Genomic DNA, 16,543 nt, shown 5'->3' with positions numbered 1-16,543 from the left:
TATGTATTCTATCAATAGATAGTCTATCCCTTTTTCATTATTGCAAAAAACAGGAAATATTATACAGTTTCCTTTTGTTATTACCGAATCGTTATTTTTTTTGAGCTCGATATAAATCAATTGTTTTATATCCTTGTGATAGAATATCAACCATTTGTTCTTGCCGTTTGACACGTGTTTTCTCCTGCTTTGCAGAAAAGATATAACGTGCCCAATCTTTTTGATAACCTGAAGTTAATTCTTTATAGAATTTAAGTTCATTCGGATAATCGACTAATATTTTTTCAACATCTTTTACATTTTCTTCATAATCTGCTACACATTGACTTGCTGCTGCTGACTTCTGCGATTTCTTTTTCTCACGTTTTATTCCTATAACGGTAAACACATCATCCATACTTACCATCCGAGAAAATTTCAAATCACTATTTTCTACATAGCCATCTTCTTCAACCTTCATGGCAGGAAAGATCTCATCGCGGTGAACGAACGTATCATATCGTTTGTTCCCTTTTTTCGGATAGGCAAAGAATACATATCCTTTTTCAAGTAATTGATCCTCATTAATAATGCGTCGAGTATAGTTCACCATTTCATCAATTGTTTTAACAAAGATGAAAATTGCATCATGCTCACCAGAAAGTGCCGTCTTATATTCGTTAAACACCGAATAATCATCTGGCTCATTCAGTACGGCAAGATTTTTATATTTGCTGAGATTTAATTTGGTGATTATAGTCATAATAAACTTCTCCTTTATCAACTTGTGAACAAATCATTTCATACCTATTAATTATATTAAGTATAACGCAGTATGGACAAACTATTTTGTCTAAAACCAAAGTCAACTTAAATTCATTCACTCTCTAGATATACCTTTAATGCATCCAAATCCTTTTCACATGCTTTCTTGAAGGTCCCGGCCACCATTTTTCCAATGAATTTAGCTAATCCTGTAAGTTCATTAATCTCACCATTCATCGTAACCTCGGTTTGATTATCCGATGAAGTAAGAATGTAAGTAAACACAAATTCTCCTTTACCTGTTGTACCTTTTGTTCCATCGCAACGCAGTACAATCTTATCAGGTTCATTGAGTTCGATTACCTCAAAATGTTCAGTAGCCTCTTTTCCAAACATCTTTCTCGTTTCTCTCCACTCACTTCCCACACATACTGGACCATCATTTAATCGTTCCATTCTTACTAAACCATGCATCCAATGTTTCGCAGAATCAAGATCCAGCAAACCTATGTATGCTTTTTCAATGGGGACATGGATCGTTCTTTTAAATTCAAATCGTATACCCAAATGAACTTCCTCCTTAAAACTAAGTTTTTTCAATGAAAGTAGTTAATCAATTGTTCAATACTGATACCGTTTTAACTATAAGTTCAACTAATTATCTTCTTATTCCTTCAAGTGGAGTTAATTATTGCTGCTCCTTTCAAGCAAACTTTCTGATGGTGGGTGTAGTAGAATGTATTCTTTATTGCAAAACAAAGAAAACCCTGCAGAAAAAAACTCTGCAGGGATGCATACAATTTATAATTACACACAAGTAAACGATTGAATTTGTCTCAGACTTATTCCAAAGAACATCCAATTAAAACCGGTCCAACGCCAGCCAGAGACAGAAGTGCGACCTACAAATGTCGGATAAAACCAAAATTGCTGGCGATTATTTAGCCACACATAGGTATATCTAAATAAACAGCGTCTAATTCCGCCAGGATCAATGGCAAACCCCTCAACTTGTTGTGTTTCAGCTGGAACGTAGGATGGTGGCGGAGCACTGGGTGGTCCGGATTGTGAGCCTTGACCAGGTCCTTGAAATCCAGGTGATCCTGGTGGTGGTCCCATTGGTCCTCCTGTAGGTCCTCCTTGTGAAGGAGACATAGGACCAAACATTCTTCCATCAAAACCTTTATAATAAAAGTCTTCAGAATGTAATGGTACTCCTTGATAGTAATTTAACTGATCATATGGATGCTGATAAAAGACATGATTATAATTTGGAAACATGAAGAGCACATCCTTTCTTTTGTCTACCACATCCTATTCAGTTGTTATTTGACTATCAACTTGTACTCTCATTTATTTGTGTTGTTAACTTGATTCATATTTGTGTTAAAACAGAACAAGGGTACTTCACCCTTAATGGACAAAGCACCCTTGTTTATTGATGCTGATAGAGAGAGAATCATGATGTAGTTTCATGTGAGTTCCTCTTATCAATCTTTTCTGATTTGTTAATAAATACTGCTTGAACAATATATCTCTTAGGTGCATTCCCTATATAATTAAATGGGTAACATGTTGTGAGAGTCAGGGTTGGTTCGGACTTTTTTACAATAACTGTCTGATCTTGGGCGTCTGTTATCCATATTTTTTTGACCTGATAGGTAAACATATGTTTACCATATTCAACCTTTAATTGATCTCCAATCTTCAGCTCTCCAAGCCGGTAAAAAACAGTATCACGATGCCCGCTCAATACAGTATGTCCTCCACCATAAGGATCTGTCGTTAGTTCACTAACATACAACCCAACTCCTTTTTTTAGGACTTGTTTGTCAGCTCCCCAGTATAACGAATATTTCTGATTGATTTTAGGGATGACCAAAAAACCAATTTTTTCCCCTGATGAAGTTTGAACCTCGGTACTTGGTATCTGGCTGTTAATGGAGTTTTTATGTGGTGTAGGTGCGGTATTTTCTTCTATTTTTAATTCAGATTCAGGTTGAATTTTTTCCTGCTGATAGATTTGTAAATCTTCCTCTGTCAATTCTTGTGCTGAGGAACGGCCCATTTCCCATTCTTTATAATGATAAATCATGAATGTGAAGCCTATGCATATCATACCTATTCCAATCAATCGTTTCACCATGTAAGCCTCCGCGTAAGAAAAACGACAGGAATTTCTCCTGCCGTAACTCTTTATTCGTTAACTTTCCTGCGGCGTAAGACAAGAAGAAGTCCCATTCCAGCAATACCCGCACCCGCTAGCATCATAGGTACATTATTTGTTGCTGTATTTGGTAATGTACCTCCAGTTGTTCCACCAGCAGCCTTTTTGTTTGCTACATATGCATCATATTCGCCTTTCGATACTTCACAAGGAAGTCCGTCATTGTCACGATCTAAATCATGAGGATCATTTGTTGCACTGTAGCCGTTGGAGTACCAAAAATCCATTACAGCCTGATGGGTTGTGAACTCACCGCAATCACGATCAGCTTGTGCTAGTGCTCCTACTGAAAACATGGTGGACACAAGCAAAAACACTAGTACTGCCATTATCCATTTTTTCATATATGTATCTCCTTTCTAAGGTTGGTACCCCCTTAGTATGGCGAGTCTATATTTAATTATTCGAATGCTGAAAAGAATAAAAGGTGCCAGGCACCATCCAATTTATGGATGGTGCCTGGCACCTATAGGTACTCAAATAACCCTCTCTTTTCTACTGCCTGCCGGTGCAACAGAAATCCCAGTTGTTTCTTCAAAATCATACAAGCTTCCTGGAATATCTGTAAAGCGTTCTAATTCGTTATAGGCTGGAATACCGTGGTAGGACATATCCAAGCCTTCTTCTTCCTCACGTGTACTAACGCGGTAACCAACAGTCTTTTCACAAACCTTTGCGATAAATGTACCGCCAATAAGACCCCATACAACGACTACTGCTGCACCTAATAGTTGGATTTTTAGAAGAGATAAATCACCTGTTGTGAAGAGCCCCTGTGACTGATCAAACAATCCAACAGCGATCGTTCCAAACACACCATTGAAGCCGTGAACTGCTACAGCACCCACCGGGTCATCTACTTGTAAATTGTCAATTAATAAGGTAGCATAAATTACAATAACACCACTGATAATCCCAATGACAATAGCACTCCATTGTGATACAAAAGCACATCCAGCTGTAATGGCCACTAGGCCAGCTAATACGCCATTAATCGTCATACTTGGGTCTGCTTTACCGAACTTTTTCATTGTTAAAAATAGGGCTGCTGTACCCCCGCTTGCCCCTGCAAGCATGGTATTAAGGGCAATCGATGCCAGGTCTGTATTAGAGGCATCTAACGTGCTTCCTGCATTAAAGCCAAACCAACCAAACCATAAAATAAAGGCACCAGCTGAAGCTAAAGGAATATTACTTGGTGCAAAAACATTGGCACTTCCGTCTGAATTAAATCTGCCTTTTCTAGGCCCTAACCATTTAGCCATCGCAAATGCAGCAAATCCACCTAACGCGTGTATAGAGGCTGATCCGGCAAAATCCTTCATGCCCAATTCCGCCAGCCATCCATTACTGTTCCAAATCCAATGACCTGAAATTGGATAAATAATAATACAAATAAGTGCGACGGTAATAATATAGGCTTTGAAGTTCATTCGCTCAGCTACTGCACCGGATATAATCGAAACACAGGCTACGGCGAAACCCATTTGAAACAGTACGAAGGCTGCACCCGGTAATTCAATAGAAAGATCAATCTGCTCTGGACTGCCAAATAGGCTGGTTCCGATGATTCCAAATGAATCTTGTCCAAACAAGATACCAAAACCAACTAGCCAAAAACTTAAAGTACCTAATGTTAAATCAACAAAAATCTTCATCGTAACGTTGACAGCATTTTTGGTCCGAACAAAACCAGATTCTAGTAAACTAAATCCACCTTCCATAAATAGCACCATTGCTGATGCTAGCACAATCCATATGGTATTTATAAACATTAATTCCATAATCTTTACTCCTCACCATTTACTAAATCATCAATACTATCGTCTGCTTTTCCTGTTCGAATGTTATAGGCTTCTAAAATAGGATATACGTAAATTTTACCGTCACCATCTTCACCTGTCTGGGCCGACTCAACGATGCTCTTAATCGTTTGCTCCACCATATAATTAGAAAGGACGATTTCCAGTTTTACTTTTGGATGAAGAGTTACCTTGTAATTTTTCCCCCGATAAACTCCCTGACTGCTTTTCTGTTTTCCCCTACCGACTACCTGAGATATGGTAAAGCCTGTAATACCAATATTTTTAAGTCCCTTAAGCGTCTCAGTTAATTTTTCAGGCCGAATAATCGCTTCAACTTTCTTCATTTGCAATCACCTTCTATTTAGATTCTCTGACTCTACGATCCACTATGCTCATTTTTGAACAAAGTTTTTAAAAATGATGGGAATAACCGTTAGAATTTCTGTTCCTATCAACTGAATGCGAATCTGGATATTATAACTTTTTGATATTTTAAGAAATATATTTTCCTTAAATTTATTCTATTTGTTTTCATTAATCTAAACAATATCTTTTTATTATATAATCAATCTCATTTAGAGATTGATCTTTATTAAAAGTATTTAGACCTCCCAATTTTAATAATATAAAAGTATGAAATGTAAAAGAAATCATCCCCTAGTTGAACGGAAATGGTCCGTAATCTTGATATTTATCTCACCCTCACAATCAATAAAAGAGCCTCTCCATTTGGAGAGGCTCTTTTAAGTAACACCATTATTTAATAAATACTCAGTACTTTATTAAAATACTGCGATGTATCTGTTGATGAACAGTCAAAGGCATTGCTAAAGATTACTGTTCTATTTTATCAATTGAGACACCAGGTATGGATATATTACCTCCCATTGTCGATTGATAAGTGATTAAACCAGCCGATAATCCCATAATCGTAATTACATCATCTTCTAATATTCTGGAAGTTACAACAGATTTATCAAATTCTGCAAAAAGAATTGTATCATAATCATCATTAACAGCTATTCTTATTTGTGTTGTATCGTCACCTTCAATTACTTGAACCACTTTACCATGGAATTTAACTTTTTGACCGATAAAGTCGTCAGGGGTTCGTGCTAATTGATCATACGTGATTCCTGTGTCATAGCCTTTCTTAGCTTCTTCCTCAGCTAATCTCTGCGCTTCAGCTTCAGCCGCTGCTTTAGCTGCAGCATCTGCCTCAGCCTTTGCCTTTTCCTCAGCTAATCGTTGTTCTTCAGCCGCCTTTGCCTCCGCTTCTTTTTGTTTACGTTCTTCGTCCTTCATTTCAAACCACGGAGCGGCTTCATCCACTCTAATTTGTAGTTCTTCGTTTTTTGATTCTAAACTTGCAACTGTTTCAGTTTCTTTTGAGAGTTGTTTCTTTAAATCCGAAACCTTACTATTTGCACTATCCAATTCTTCTTGCGAAGGACCTGCAGCAAATCCAATTATAAGAGCAATAATTGCTGTTAATACATATTTCCATCTATTCTTTAAAAATGCTAATAATTTCAAGTTGTAACTTCCTTTCGTTAACTTAGTATTAGTACTATATAAATACTATCAAATTTATAGGTAAAAAGGGTTATATCCTTTTACCTATAATGGTAATTTTTATTATTTGTGGATTATTTTGTTTTTCTAGTATAAGTGATAATAATTTTATTAAATACTTTTTCTATCCTACCTATTTTTTACCCAAATGATATAAATACCTCTATTTATTAGATCCTTGGAATTAAATTTCAATTCCTAGACTTATAAAATAAATGGTAATATTACTATCCATTGATTGATGACCTTGTAACCTATATTGATTTTTAACATACCTGCTATTGACTGATTCTACATAAAGCACCTTAATCAGTTGACAAGATTCTAACCTGAGATTAATATCAACTCAAAGTAATTTTAGGAGAGAAAATGATGAAAATTTATGTTGATGCAGATGCTTGTCCGGTAAAGGATATTATTATTTTTGAGGGTACAAAGGCACTGATTCCCGTTGTCCTTGTTACGAGCTTTTCTCATTTTTCTAATGTGGAACAACCATCAGGGGTAGAAACTATTTATGTTGACGCTGGTGCAGATGCGGCGGACTATCGAATTATGAAGCTAGCAGTAAAAGAGGATATTATTGTAACCCAGGATTATGGACTTGCTTCACTTGGGCTAGCAAAAGGGTGTACAGTACTTCACCATAAAGGGTTAGTCTATACAAATGAAAATATTGATCAGCTATTACAAACACGTTATTTAAGTGCCATGGCTCGAAAAGCTGGAAAACGTACAAAAGGACCAAAACCATTTACATCAGAAGATAGAGAGAATTTTAGGGAGCTTTTCAAAAAAGTGATTTCCCTTTAGCGTAATCTCCGGGAAGATTTAAAGTATGTATTATACCAAATAAAATGGAGTGCTTGTTAACTAGCACTCCATTTATTTTTTACACTTGTGTAACAGGAATGAACTTGACCCAACCGATTAAAAATATTGTTAACAATGCTTTAAATCAAACTAGAATTACAGTGCTTTTTGGAGTATTTTTTCTACGTCTTGGGCCGTGATGTCACGTGGGTTGGTGATCATGCAGGCGTCCTGCAAGGCAATTTGGCTGATTTCTTTAATCATATGTTCTTCAAAGCCCATTTCTGATAATCGCTGAGGGGCTCCAATATCAACGGATAGTTGTTTGACATGCTCGATACCTCTTTTTCCTGCTTCGGTTGGAGATAAGCCTGAACAATTTTCTCCTAGCAGCTCTGCAATTTCCTTAAATCTTGCTGGGTTTGCTAACAAATTAAATTCCATGACATAAGGTAGGAGTACGGCGTTTAAATCTCCATGCATCATCGGGTATCTTCCTCCTATCGCATGGCTGATCGCATGTACTGCACCTAGGATGGCATTTGAAAAGGCGAGTCCTGCATGAAGACTGGCCATCGCCATGTTTTTCTTTGCTTCTGTATGTAATTGGGATGCGACAGAAGGACGTAAATTTTCTGACACGAGATGTATGGCGTTTTTAGCAAACACATCCGTCATAGGTGTGGCTGCGATGCTGACATATGCCTCAATTGCATGTGTTAAAACATCTAGGCCAGTTGATGCTGTAAGTCTGCTGCATTTCGTAGAAAGCGTTAATGGATCAATGATAGCGATATCTGGAACAAGCGACTTAGAGATAATCGTCATCTTCTTTTGCCTTTCTGAGTCAACTATGACGGAAAATTGAGAAACCTCTGCACCGGAACCTGCAGTTGTTCCAGCCATCACTAGAGGCGGAAGAGGTATGTTTATTCGATCAACACCCTCGTAATCTGATATTTTCCCACCATTCGTTGCTAGAATGGCAATAGCCTTTGCAATGTCTATAACACTTCCTCCACCGACACCAATTACAGCATCACACCGATTCTCCTGATAAACAAAGGCCCCCCGCTCTGCTTGTTCATCCTTTGGATTCGTAGAGATATCATTATAATAAACATACTTAAGTCCCGCTTCCTGACAGCTTTCTATGACTCTATCCATCCAGCCGGCATCCATCACACCTAAATCAGTAACAATCAATACATTTTGAGCTCCAAGCCGGGCACAGCTTTCCCCCACCTGTTTAAGTGAATCATTGCCAAAGATTACCTCTGGCATCACAAACTTAGTAATCAAGTCCTCCACCGACCTTTTATAAAATAAAAAAATATATTACTTTGATTTTACTTTAATTTGGTTGAGTATATCAAATTTTCTTAAAATTATGCATTTCCTTGTATGGATGATTACTCTTTTGACCGATAAAACGGCTAATAAAGCCAAAAATCCGGCAAAGTCTCTCGATATTTTGGCTAGTTCATTCATGTTATTCATCTATTTGTAATATTCAGGATATTTTAAATATTGGCACGATGTTTGCTTTAAGTATTGTTGAAAGTGTTAAATATTAATTATGGGAGATGGAAAAATGAAAGCAGCTGTTGTAAACGAATTCAAAAAAGCATTGGAAATTAAAGAGGTTGAAAAACCAACAATTGGATACGGGGAAATTCTTGTTAAGATCGAAGCATGCGGTGTCTGTCACACTGACCTGCACGCGGCACATGGTGATTGGCCGGTAAAGCCAAAGCTTCCGTTAATTCCCGGTCATGAAGGTGTAGGCGTTGTGGTAGAGGTTGGTGAAGGTGTAAAGTCACTTAAAATCGGCGATCGAGTTGGAATCCCTTGGCTGTTCTCTGCTTGTGGTGAATGTGAATATTGTCTAAGTGGAAGAGAAACTCTTTGTCCAAACCAGGAAAATGGAGGTTATTCTGTTGACGGAGGCTATGCTGAATATTGTAAAGCTCCAGCTGATTATGTGGCTAGAATTCCAGAAGGTCTAGATCCAGTTGAAGTGGCTCCGATTCTTTGTGCAGGTGTCACTACCTATAAGGCGCTAAAGGTTTCAGAAGCCAAACCAGGCGATTGGGTTGCCATCTATGGTATCGGCGGACTTGGACATATTGCCCTACAATACGCAAAAGCAATGGGCTTCCATGTCATTGCTGTAGATATTGCAGATGAGAAATTAGAACTGGCTGCTAACTTAGGCGCTGATATCACCATCAATGGTTTAAAAGAAGATCCAGTCGAAACCATAAAAGAAAAAGTAGGAGGCGTTCAGGCATCTGTTAGTGTTGCTGTAACAAGAAAAGCATTCGAACAAGCCTATCAATCCGTTAAGAGGGGTGGAACTCTTGTGGTTGTTGGTCTTCCACATGACGAGCTTCCAATCCCTATTTTCGATACAGTTCTTAACGGAGTTACAGTAAAAGGCTCTATTGTTGGTACGAGAAAAGACCTTCAGGAAGCACTTGACTTCGCGGCACGCGGGAAAGTACGTTCGCAAATTGAAACCGCTTCACTGGATTCAATTAATGAAGTGTTTGATAACATGGTTTCCGGTAAAATCAATGGTCGTATTGTTTTAACTATGTAAAAATCATTTACAGGAGCCCTACAATGTAGTTGTCCTCCCTATCGGGTTGACCTTTGTTGAATGAGCTTTTCCATTTCAGCAGTGCACATACTAATGAGCACTGCTTTATTTATCCTTTATATCAACCTATTTTTTTTCATTCAAATAATACCTAAGCTTTCTCATCGTTATCCCGAGAAGTTCAACTGCCTCCTTCCGATTTCCGACTGTTTTCTTCAAAGATTTATCAATAAATGCATGGATTACTTCTGTTTCCATGAGTTTAATTTTGTCTAGAACATGCTGGAGCTCAGTTAGTTCCTCTGCAAACCACAGATCCTTTATTTCACGATTCCATTGATCAATAAACAGATCAAACTCCTCCTGCTCAGGTACAGAAGTACTCAAAGCAGCAGCTGTCTCAACGGATCCTTGGTTGAAGGCGGTGATTTTTGGAGGCAGAAATGCTGGGGTAATTCTTTCCGTTTCTCCTTCGGCTAAGGCAGCCGCTCTCTTGATTACATTAACCAGTTCACGTAAATTCCCCGGCCAGTTATAGCTCTTTAGAAGCTCCAACGTTTCCTCTGTAAACGATAAAGAAAGTCGATGTTTTTTTACATAATCCTCGATAAAAAGTGGAATATCATGGACGCGTTTACGTAACGGTGGAATATTTAATTTAACAACATCAAGACGATATAATAAATCCTCCCGAAAGGTCCCCTGTGACACAGCTTGGTGCAGGTTCACATGTGAGGCTGCAATCAGTCTTGCTTTACTTCGCAGAATATTTTCCCCGCCGACCTTCATGTATTCTCCTGTCTCTAGGACTCGCAAAAGCTTTACTTGAGTAGTAAGGGATGCCTCCCCGATTTCATCCAAAAATAAGGTTCCTTTGTCTGCTAATTCAAAATAGCCTTTTCGATCTTTAGCTGCCCCTGTAAAAGAACCCTTCGTGTGTCCAAATAACTCACTTTCAAGCAAATGTTCTGAGATGGCTCCACAGTTAACGCCGATAAAAGGGTAATTTGTCCTTAGGCTTGCATGGTGAATAAAATGAGCGAGAACTTCCTTTCCTGTCCCGGTTTCTCCTTCAATCAATACAGTTACATTTTTTTGGGCAAACTTATAGGCCAACGAAAACAATTGATTCATTTCCTCATTCTGACCAATAAAACAACCGATACGTGCGGCTAGATCGTGTACATGGTCAAGCCCAGAAATTGGTTCATCAGCCAACAGCCTATCTGTCAGATGTTCGATGTCCTCAATATCATCAAATGGTTTTTCAATAAAGTCATAGGCTCCTAGTTTGATTGCATCAACTGCTGTTTTTACCGTACTGTATCCAGTCATGATAACTACTTTACAAAACGGCTGAATCGCTTTAAGATCTTGTAGAATATCAAGACCGGTCCGATCAGGAAGTCTGACATCAAGAAAAGCTAAATCGAATGTCTGATTCTCTTTTATGAAGTCAAAATCCTTTCCACTTGTACAAAGCGTGACGTCATGTCCTTTGTCACTTAAAAGGTGGTTTAGAAAAAAACAGATTTCTTTCTCATCATCTACGACTAATATATGTGCCATGTTATAGGTCCCTTTCTTAATGATCATTCTCATATTCTGGAATAGGTAGCCTCAGGATAAAGCAGCTTCCCTCACCAAGTGCACTTTCAGCTTGTAATGTTCCACCGTGTGACTGGGCGATGCCGATACTAACAGATAATCCAAGCCCATGACCCTTTGTAGCATTTTTCGTTGTATAAAAAGGGTGGAAAATTTCCGATAGTACATCTTCCCCCATTCCACATCCATTGTCTGTAACAGTGAGGACAATGCTAGTAGACTCTTCTTCGAGTAATGTTTTTAGTGTGATGTGTTGATCCGATTTATCAGAGTCCTCAAGGGCATCCTTTGCATTAAGCAGCAGATTTAATATAATTTGACCAATCTGCTGGCAGCTGCCTTCAATGTCAGGCAGTGTATCATCAAGAATGGCTTCGACCTGTATCCCCTGCCTTGACAGCTGATTTCCTATTAGACCTAACGCTTGATGGACGGATTCGTTAACAGAGCATGATTCAAAAAGGTACTCATCCTGCCGTGAAAAGGTAAGAAGATTCTGTATGATGTTTTTGCTCCTTTTGCCACATTCATATATAGCCTCTAGCAGTCGGTAATTCCGATCATCTATCTCTGCTTTTCGAAGCAGGAGCTGGGCATTTCCCATTATTGCAGTGAGCGGATTATTCAGTTCATGGGCTACACCCGCTGCCATTTCACCAATTGCTGCTAGTTTTCCTGATTGAATCAGCTGGGCTTCAATGCGTCTTTTTGCCGTCACATCCTCTAAATATATGATGGAGGCAAAATGAACGTTAGAATCATTAAAAATCGGGTAGCAGTGACATTCGTATATTTTATTTTCAATATGTAATTCACTGGAAGAGGGCTGTAATTCGACTATTTTTTTCTTAAAGGGGTGATCTTCCTCTAGAGAGAACAGAAGCTCGTCCACCGGTTGACCAATCAGCCTCCCTTTTGTTGGGAAATAGTGATAGGCTGCTTCGTTTGCTTGAAGAATAACCCGATTTAACCCAAAAATAATAATGGCATCAGGCACAGCCTGAAAAGTCTTCTCCCATTTCTTTTTTGTGATGAGAACTTCTTTATAGAGGTTTGTGTTTTCAATACAAACCGCGAGCTGATCGGATAACTGCTGGAAAAAGGATAAATCGGACGAATCGTTCTCCAAACTCCCCTTGCTGCCAAGTGAAAGAACCCCTGTTGCGTGTCCTTTCCTATTTAATGGGAACAAATAAATACTGTTGAGCCCCATTTCAGTAAAGGCATTTTCTTCAAACCAGTGATGCTGATTAGATTGATTTTGTTTTTTATATAAGAATGGTTTCGCTGAATTCATCACATTCCAATATAACGAACAATCCTTTGGAAATTGTGTACCTATCTTTAAAGCAAATGAATTGGTCGGATATACATTTGTCAGAATCAGGTTCTTTCCCTCAATCAAAGATAAACTAATCCGTTCAATTGGAAAAATTGACTTCAGCTTTTCAAGGACATTGCGCAGCAAATCATCCATAGACATCTCCACGTTAAACCCTTTCATCACCTCATTAATAATTTCCAACTGAATATTCTTCTTCTGCAGCTCACCTACCGTCTTCTTTAACTCCGTATAATAATTTCGCTTAGACGACTGTACCCCCGTCAAAAGTTCAATCATTCTCTCCCTGTTCTTCACACAAGTTCCCCCTTAGGATGTATCTGGACTCTACAAATTATAAAACTAGTTAAGACTAATTTACCAAAAAAAGTATTGAATTACCAAAATTTTCAGAAGTATCTTAGCTTTAGTAGCAGATGTCTGAATTAAATAAATAATAAAAAACTCGTTAATTATTGATAACGAGTTTTTTATTATTTATTTCGTAGTCTATACTAGAAACAGTCGATAATTTAATTCATTGAGATCCAGACACTTTTTACTTCAGTATAATTTTCAAGTGCATATGATCCCATCTCACGGCCAATTCCAGATTGTTTGTAGCCTCCGAATGGAGAAGCTGCATCAAAGACATTGTAGCAGTTTACCCAAACAGTACCAGCACGAAGGTTGTTTGCAATATAATGAGCATTTTTTAAATCACGTGTCCAAACACCAGCTGCCAGTCCAAATTCGCTATTGTTCGCCCGATTTAATAATTCGTCCAAATCATCATATGGCATAGCAGAAATGACTGGTCCAAAGATTTCTTCCCTAGCAATGGTCATTTCATCCCTTACGTCTGCAAAAATTGTCGGTGATACAAAGAAACCTTGCTCCTGAGGTTTATTTCCACCCGCAACAAGCTGAGCACCTTCACTAATTCCTTTATCGATATAGCTGAGTACTCGATTTTGCTGCTCTGCAGAAACTAGTGGCCCGATTTCTGTATCAGTGTGAATTCCGGCCCCTTGTTTTATGTTTTTTGCATGTGAAGCCATATCAGCAATTACATTATCAAACTGTTTCTTTTGAATAAAAACGCGGGAACCAGCACAGCAAACTTGCCCTTGATTAAACATGACTCCATTAAGTGCGCCAGGGATTGCCTTTGTTAAATCAGCATCGGGCAAAATGATATTTGGTGACTTGCCCCCGAGCTCCAATGTGACGCGCTTTAAGGATTTAGAAGCACTTGACATGATTCTCTTTCCGACTGCCGTGGAACCTGTGAAAGCAATCTTATCAACTAATGGGTGATCAACAAGTGGTTGGCCGGCTGTTTCACCAAATCCAGGAACAATATTAATGACACCTGGAGGAAAACCGGCCTCATCTATTAACTCTGCTAGGTATAGTACAGATAAAGGTGTCTGTTCCGCTGGCTTCAGAACGATTGTACATCCAGTTGCAAGAGCAGCTCCCAACTTCCACATGGCCATCAGAAGTGGAAAATTCCAAGGTATAATCTGTCCTACTACACCTACTGCCTCATGACGGGTATAGTTGAAGTAGGAACCATTAACTGGTATTGTTTGTCCAACAATTTTCGTTGACCATCCTGCATAATAACGCATATGCTCAATGGACAAAGGAATGTCTGCATTGGACGTTTCACGAATGGGCTTTCCGTTATCTAAGGTCTCGATCTGAGCAAGCTCCTCGCAATTTGCTTCCATTAAATCAGCAAGCTTGTACATAAGACGGCTTCGCTCAGAGGCATTCATTTTTGACCAAGGACCCTCATCGAAGGCTTTCCGTGCCGCTTTTACAGCCATATCAATATCAGCTGCATTTGCTTCATATACATGGGCAAGTAATTCACCAGTTGCAGGATTGACCGTTTCAAACGTTTTTCCAGATTGGCTTTCTACAAATTGACCGTTAATATATAGTTTTTTCTTCCCATATAAAAATCTTTCAACCTTTGCATGAATCCCTTGTGTCAGTTGGTTCATTCAAATTCCTCCTCAAATTAGTTAGTAACGGATTACTGAATGTTCTGATTAATGAAAAAATTAAACACTCACTAATTTCTATAGCAAATAGAATGCCAACTTGAAACTACAAGTTTATCAGCCTTTTCAAGTGTAATAGAAAAAAAGAACCGAAAAGGCGGCAACAACAGCCGAAATAGCGGCAATGTATGCCGTAAAACAGGCAAGGTATAGAGTGATCTTGTATGAACATGTTTCCTGATGGGTCGAACTGTTTCGATAGAATCTGTTGTATCATTGGTTATCAATAAATTCATGAAGTTCCAAATAAAAAAGACCTTCCAAATGGAAGATCTTCATCAAAAATCAGCAATAAATTGGAAAGAGCCTTGCTTTATACAGCATCTGTCTTGGAATCTTCTTCATAGTAAGCTTCTTGACACTCATCACACCACATTACTATCCCATAATTACCGATAAATTTGATCTGTACTAGCTTGCCTTCTTCATAGCATTTCGGACACACATGAATGGTCATGTTCATTCAACCTTTCGTAGAAACTTTATTTACACATGTTTATTTTTTGTTATTATGGTTTATTTATACAAACGGACTAAAAGTAATTGTTGAGAGGCTTACCTGTTTTATCGAAAGGTTAGATGTTAAATTAATGTCTAAGAGGCTGCTCGCTTTTCTACAGATGCAACAATCTTTGTGCTTTTTTTATATCTGCTAATTAAATTCATATTATTGATAACTCTTTTTTCAACAAAATAATAGAATAGAATCCCTAAAAGGATCAAAAGAATTGTGTGGTATAAAAATGCTGTTATGGAATGGAGACCTAATTTCTGATTGAAGAGATCAGTAAACGTCAATAAGTTAAAATGTGTTAGATAAATAGCATACGAGGCATCACCTACTGCTAAAACACTCTTAGGAAAAGATATGTCTCGGTTGAATTCATAAGACACACACCCCAATATAATCAAACCAACTGCTAGTGAAAATAAAAACATACTTGCTGTTGAATTTCTTACAAGGGCTCCATCGATAATTTGATAGAAAATGATAAGAAAAAGAATACATCCACTCAATAAAGAAAGTATCGGTTTTTTAACCGGATTTTTCATAAACATAAAGGCGATTAGGTAACCTGCAATAATTTCTATATAATGGTTCGAAAAAATAAAATTGTATATGATGTTTTCTTTTTAAAAAATATAAGAATAGCGAATATGAAATAGGAAAAAACAGTGAAGGATAAGAACCATGTGACACCCAAAACTGGTAATGCTTCCTGAGGCATTAACATGAAACTATTGAGAATATCCATTATCGAATACAGGTACCATGCCCCGAAATATGAAGGCCAGATGATAAGAACGGCAGATAGGACGATCCAATACACTGGGTATATTCTACTTAAACGTTTAAATAAGAAATCCTTGCATTGCCCTTTTTGAGCGATTTTTTTGTACGAAGTGTAATATAGTAAAAAACCACTAAGAACAAAAAATACGTCAACTCCAACCCAGCCATTAATAAATAGGTTATTTACTATCGTTAATGAAGAATCGTTCATGTATAAAGCAACATGATGTCCCACTATCATTATGGCTGATAGCGCTCTGATTACCTGTATAGAATGCAGTTTCTTTCTTGTATCCATACTTTCAACCCAATCCACTTAAATTTTATTATCTTTTTATTATATCACGATAAATAATTGGGTCGATACTTCTCTTTATGAGATTTATAGGTATGTTTGCTTGTCTAGCAATCAAGTTTCACTGATATTCCTGATTATATTGCAAAAACGTTAATAAGCTGACTGGAACCATCTC

General features: G+C 37.9%; 17 protein-coding genes. 2 read left to right on the top strand and 15 right to left on the bottom strand.

Going from position 1 to position 16,543, the window contains the following annotated elements; all coding sequences use genetic code 11:
• Positions 1-91: 91 nt before the first annotated feature.
• From ACHUFV_RS02535 to ACHUFV_RS02500, 8 genes are all read right to left on the bottom strand, one after another.
• Positions 92-742: a YdeI/OmpD-associated family protein gene (locus ACHUFV_RS02535; protein WP_394232035.1), complete on the bottom strand. Its 651-nt coding sequence runs from the start codon at positions 740-742 to the stop codon at positions 92-94.
• Between the two features lie 113 nt (positions 743-855).
• The gene (locus tag ACHUFV_RS02530) at positions 856-1,311 is read right to left on the bottom strand and encodes an SRPBCC family protein (RefSeq protein WP_394232034.1); all 456 of its coding nucleotides are present in this window, start codon (positions 1,309-1,311) and stop codon (positions 856-858) included.
• Positions 1,312-1,551: 240 nt separating this feature from the next.
• Positions 1,552-2,025: a hypothetical protein gene (locus ACHUFV_RS02525; protein ID WP_394232033.1), complete on the bottom strand. Its 474-nt coding sequence runs from the start codon at positions 2,023-2,025 to the stop codon at positions 1,552-1,554.
• A gap of 178 nt (positions 2,026-2,203) precedes the next feature.
• A complete protein-coding gene (locus ACHUFV_RS02520; RefSeq protein WP_394232032.1) occupies positions 2,204-2,890 on the bottom strand; it encodes a class D sortase in 687 nt (228 codons plus the stop codon).
• 50 nt (positions 2,891-2,940) lie between these two features.
• Entirely contained in the window at positions 2,941-3,315 is a 375-nt protein-coding gene (locus tag ACHUFV_RS02515) for an LPXTG cell wall anchor domain-containing protein (protein WP_394232031.1), read from the bottom strand.
• 132 nt (positions 3,316-3,447) lie between these two features.
• Positions 3,448-4,755, bottom strand: coding sequence for an ammonium transporter (locus ACHUFV_RS02510; RefSeq protein ID WP_394232030.1), 1,308 nt, complete (start codon positions 4,753-4,755; stop codon positions 3,448-3,450).
• Between the two features lie 5 nt (positions 4,756-4,760).
• Positions 4,761-5,120 (bottom strand): P-II family nitrogen regulator, encoded by a 360-nt coding sequence (locus tag ACHUFV_RS02505; RefSeq protein WP_394232029.1) that lies wholly within the window; start codon positions 5,118-5,120, stop codon positions 4,761-4,763.
• A gap of 490 nt (positions 5,121-5,610) precedes the next feature.
• Positions 5,611-6,312, bottom strand: coding sequence for a toxin regulator (locus ACHUFV_RS02500; RefSeq protein WP_394232028.1), 702 nt, complete (start codon positions 6,310-6,312; stop codon positions 5,611-5,613).
• A 411-nt stretch (positions 6,313-6,723) separates the two neighbouring features.
• Here ACHUFV_RS02500 and ACHUFV_RS02495 point away from each other — a divergent pair, with 411 nt between their 5' ends.
• Complete coding sequence (locus ACHUFV_RS02495) at positions 6,724-7,164, top strand: YaiI/YqxD family protein (RefSeq protein ID WP_394232027.1); 441 nt, start codon at positions 6,724-6,726, stop codon at positions 7,162-7,164.
• A 156-nt stretch (positions 7,165-7,320) separates the two neighbouring features.
• Here the strand turns inward: ACHUFV_RS02495 and ACHUFV_RS02490 are convergent, their stop codons facing one another.
• Entirely contained in the window at positions 7,321-8,448 is a 1,128-nt protein-coding gene (locus tag ACHUFV_RS02490; protein ID WP_394233352.1) for an iron-containing alcohol dehydrogenase, read from the bottom strand.
• Between the two features lie 310 nt (positions 8,449-8,758).
• Here ACHUFV_RS02490 and adhP point away from each other — a divergent pair, with 310 nt between their 5' ends.
• Positions 8,759-9,769, top strand: a complete 1,011-nt coding sequence (gene adhP, locus ACHUFV_RS02485; RefSeq protein ID WP_394232026.1) for an alcohol dehydrogenase AdhP — start codon at positions 8,759-8,761, stop codon at positions 9,767-9,769.
• A gap of 126 nt (positions 9,770-9,895) precedes the next feature.
• Here adhP and ACHUFV_RS02480 read toward each other — a convergent pair whose 3' ends face one another.
• From ACHUFV_RS02480 to ACHUFV_RS02455, 6 genes are all read right to left on the bottom strand, one after another.
• Entirely contained in the window at positions 9,896-11,338 is a 1,443-nt protein-coding gene (locus ACHUFV_RS02480) for a sigma-54-dependent transcriptional regulator (protein WP_394232025.1), read from the bottom strand.
• Between the two features lie 16 nt (positions 11,339-11,354).
• Positions 11,355-13,016, bottom strand: coding sequence for a GAF domain-containing sensor histidine kinase (locus tag ACHUFV_RS02475; protein ID WP_394232024.1), 1,662 nt, complete (start codon positions 13,014-13,016; stop codon positions 11,355-11,357).
• Positions 13,017-13,231: 215 nt separating this feature from the next.
• The gene (locus tag ACHUFV_RS02470) at positions 13,232-14,716 is read right to left on the bottom strand and encodes an aldehyde dehydrogenase family protein (RefSeq protein ID WP_394232023.1); all 1,485 of its coding nucleotides are present in this window, start codon (positions 14,714-14,716) and stop codon (positions 13,232-13,234) included.
• A gap of 373 nt (positions 14,717-15,089) precedes the next feature.
• Positions 15,090-15,233, bottom strand: coding sequence for a hypothetical protein (locus tag ACHUFV_RS02465; RefSeq protein WP_394232022.1), 144 nt, complete (start codon positions 15,231-15,233; stop codon positions 15,090-15,092).
• Between the two features lie 137 nt (positions 15,234-15,370).
• Positions 15,371-15,829, bottom strand: a complete 459-nt coding sequence (locus ACHUFV_RS02460; RefSeq protein WP_394232021.1) for a hypothetical protein — start codon at positions 15,827-15,829, stop codon at positions 15,371-15,373.
• A 35-nt stretch (positions 15,830-15,864) separates the two neighbouring features.
• A complete protein-coding gene (locus tag ACHUFV_RS02455) occupies positions 15,865-16,368 on the bottom strand; it encodes an acyltransferase family protein (RefSeq protein WP_394232020.1) in 504 nt (167 codons plus the stop codon).
• Between the last annotated feature and the right edge of the window lie 175 nt (positions 16,369-16,543).

It is taken from the genome of Niallia oryzisoli (assembly GCF_043641075.1).
Classification (GTDB): Bacteria; Bacillota; Bacilli; order Bacillales; family Cytobacillaceae; genus Bacillus_BD; species Bacillus_BD oryzisoli_A.
The sequence above is the reverse complement of the archived record's forward strand: the minus strand, read 5'-3'. Positions and strand labels throughout refer to the sequence as shown.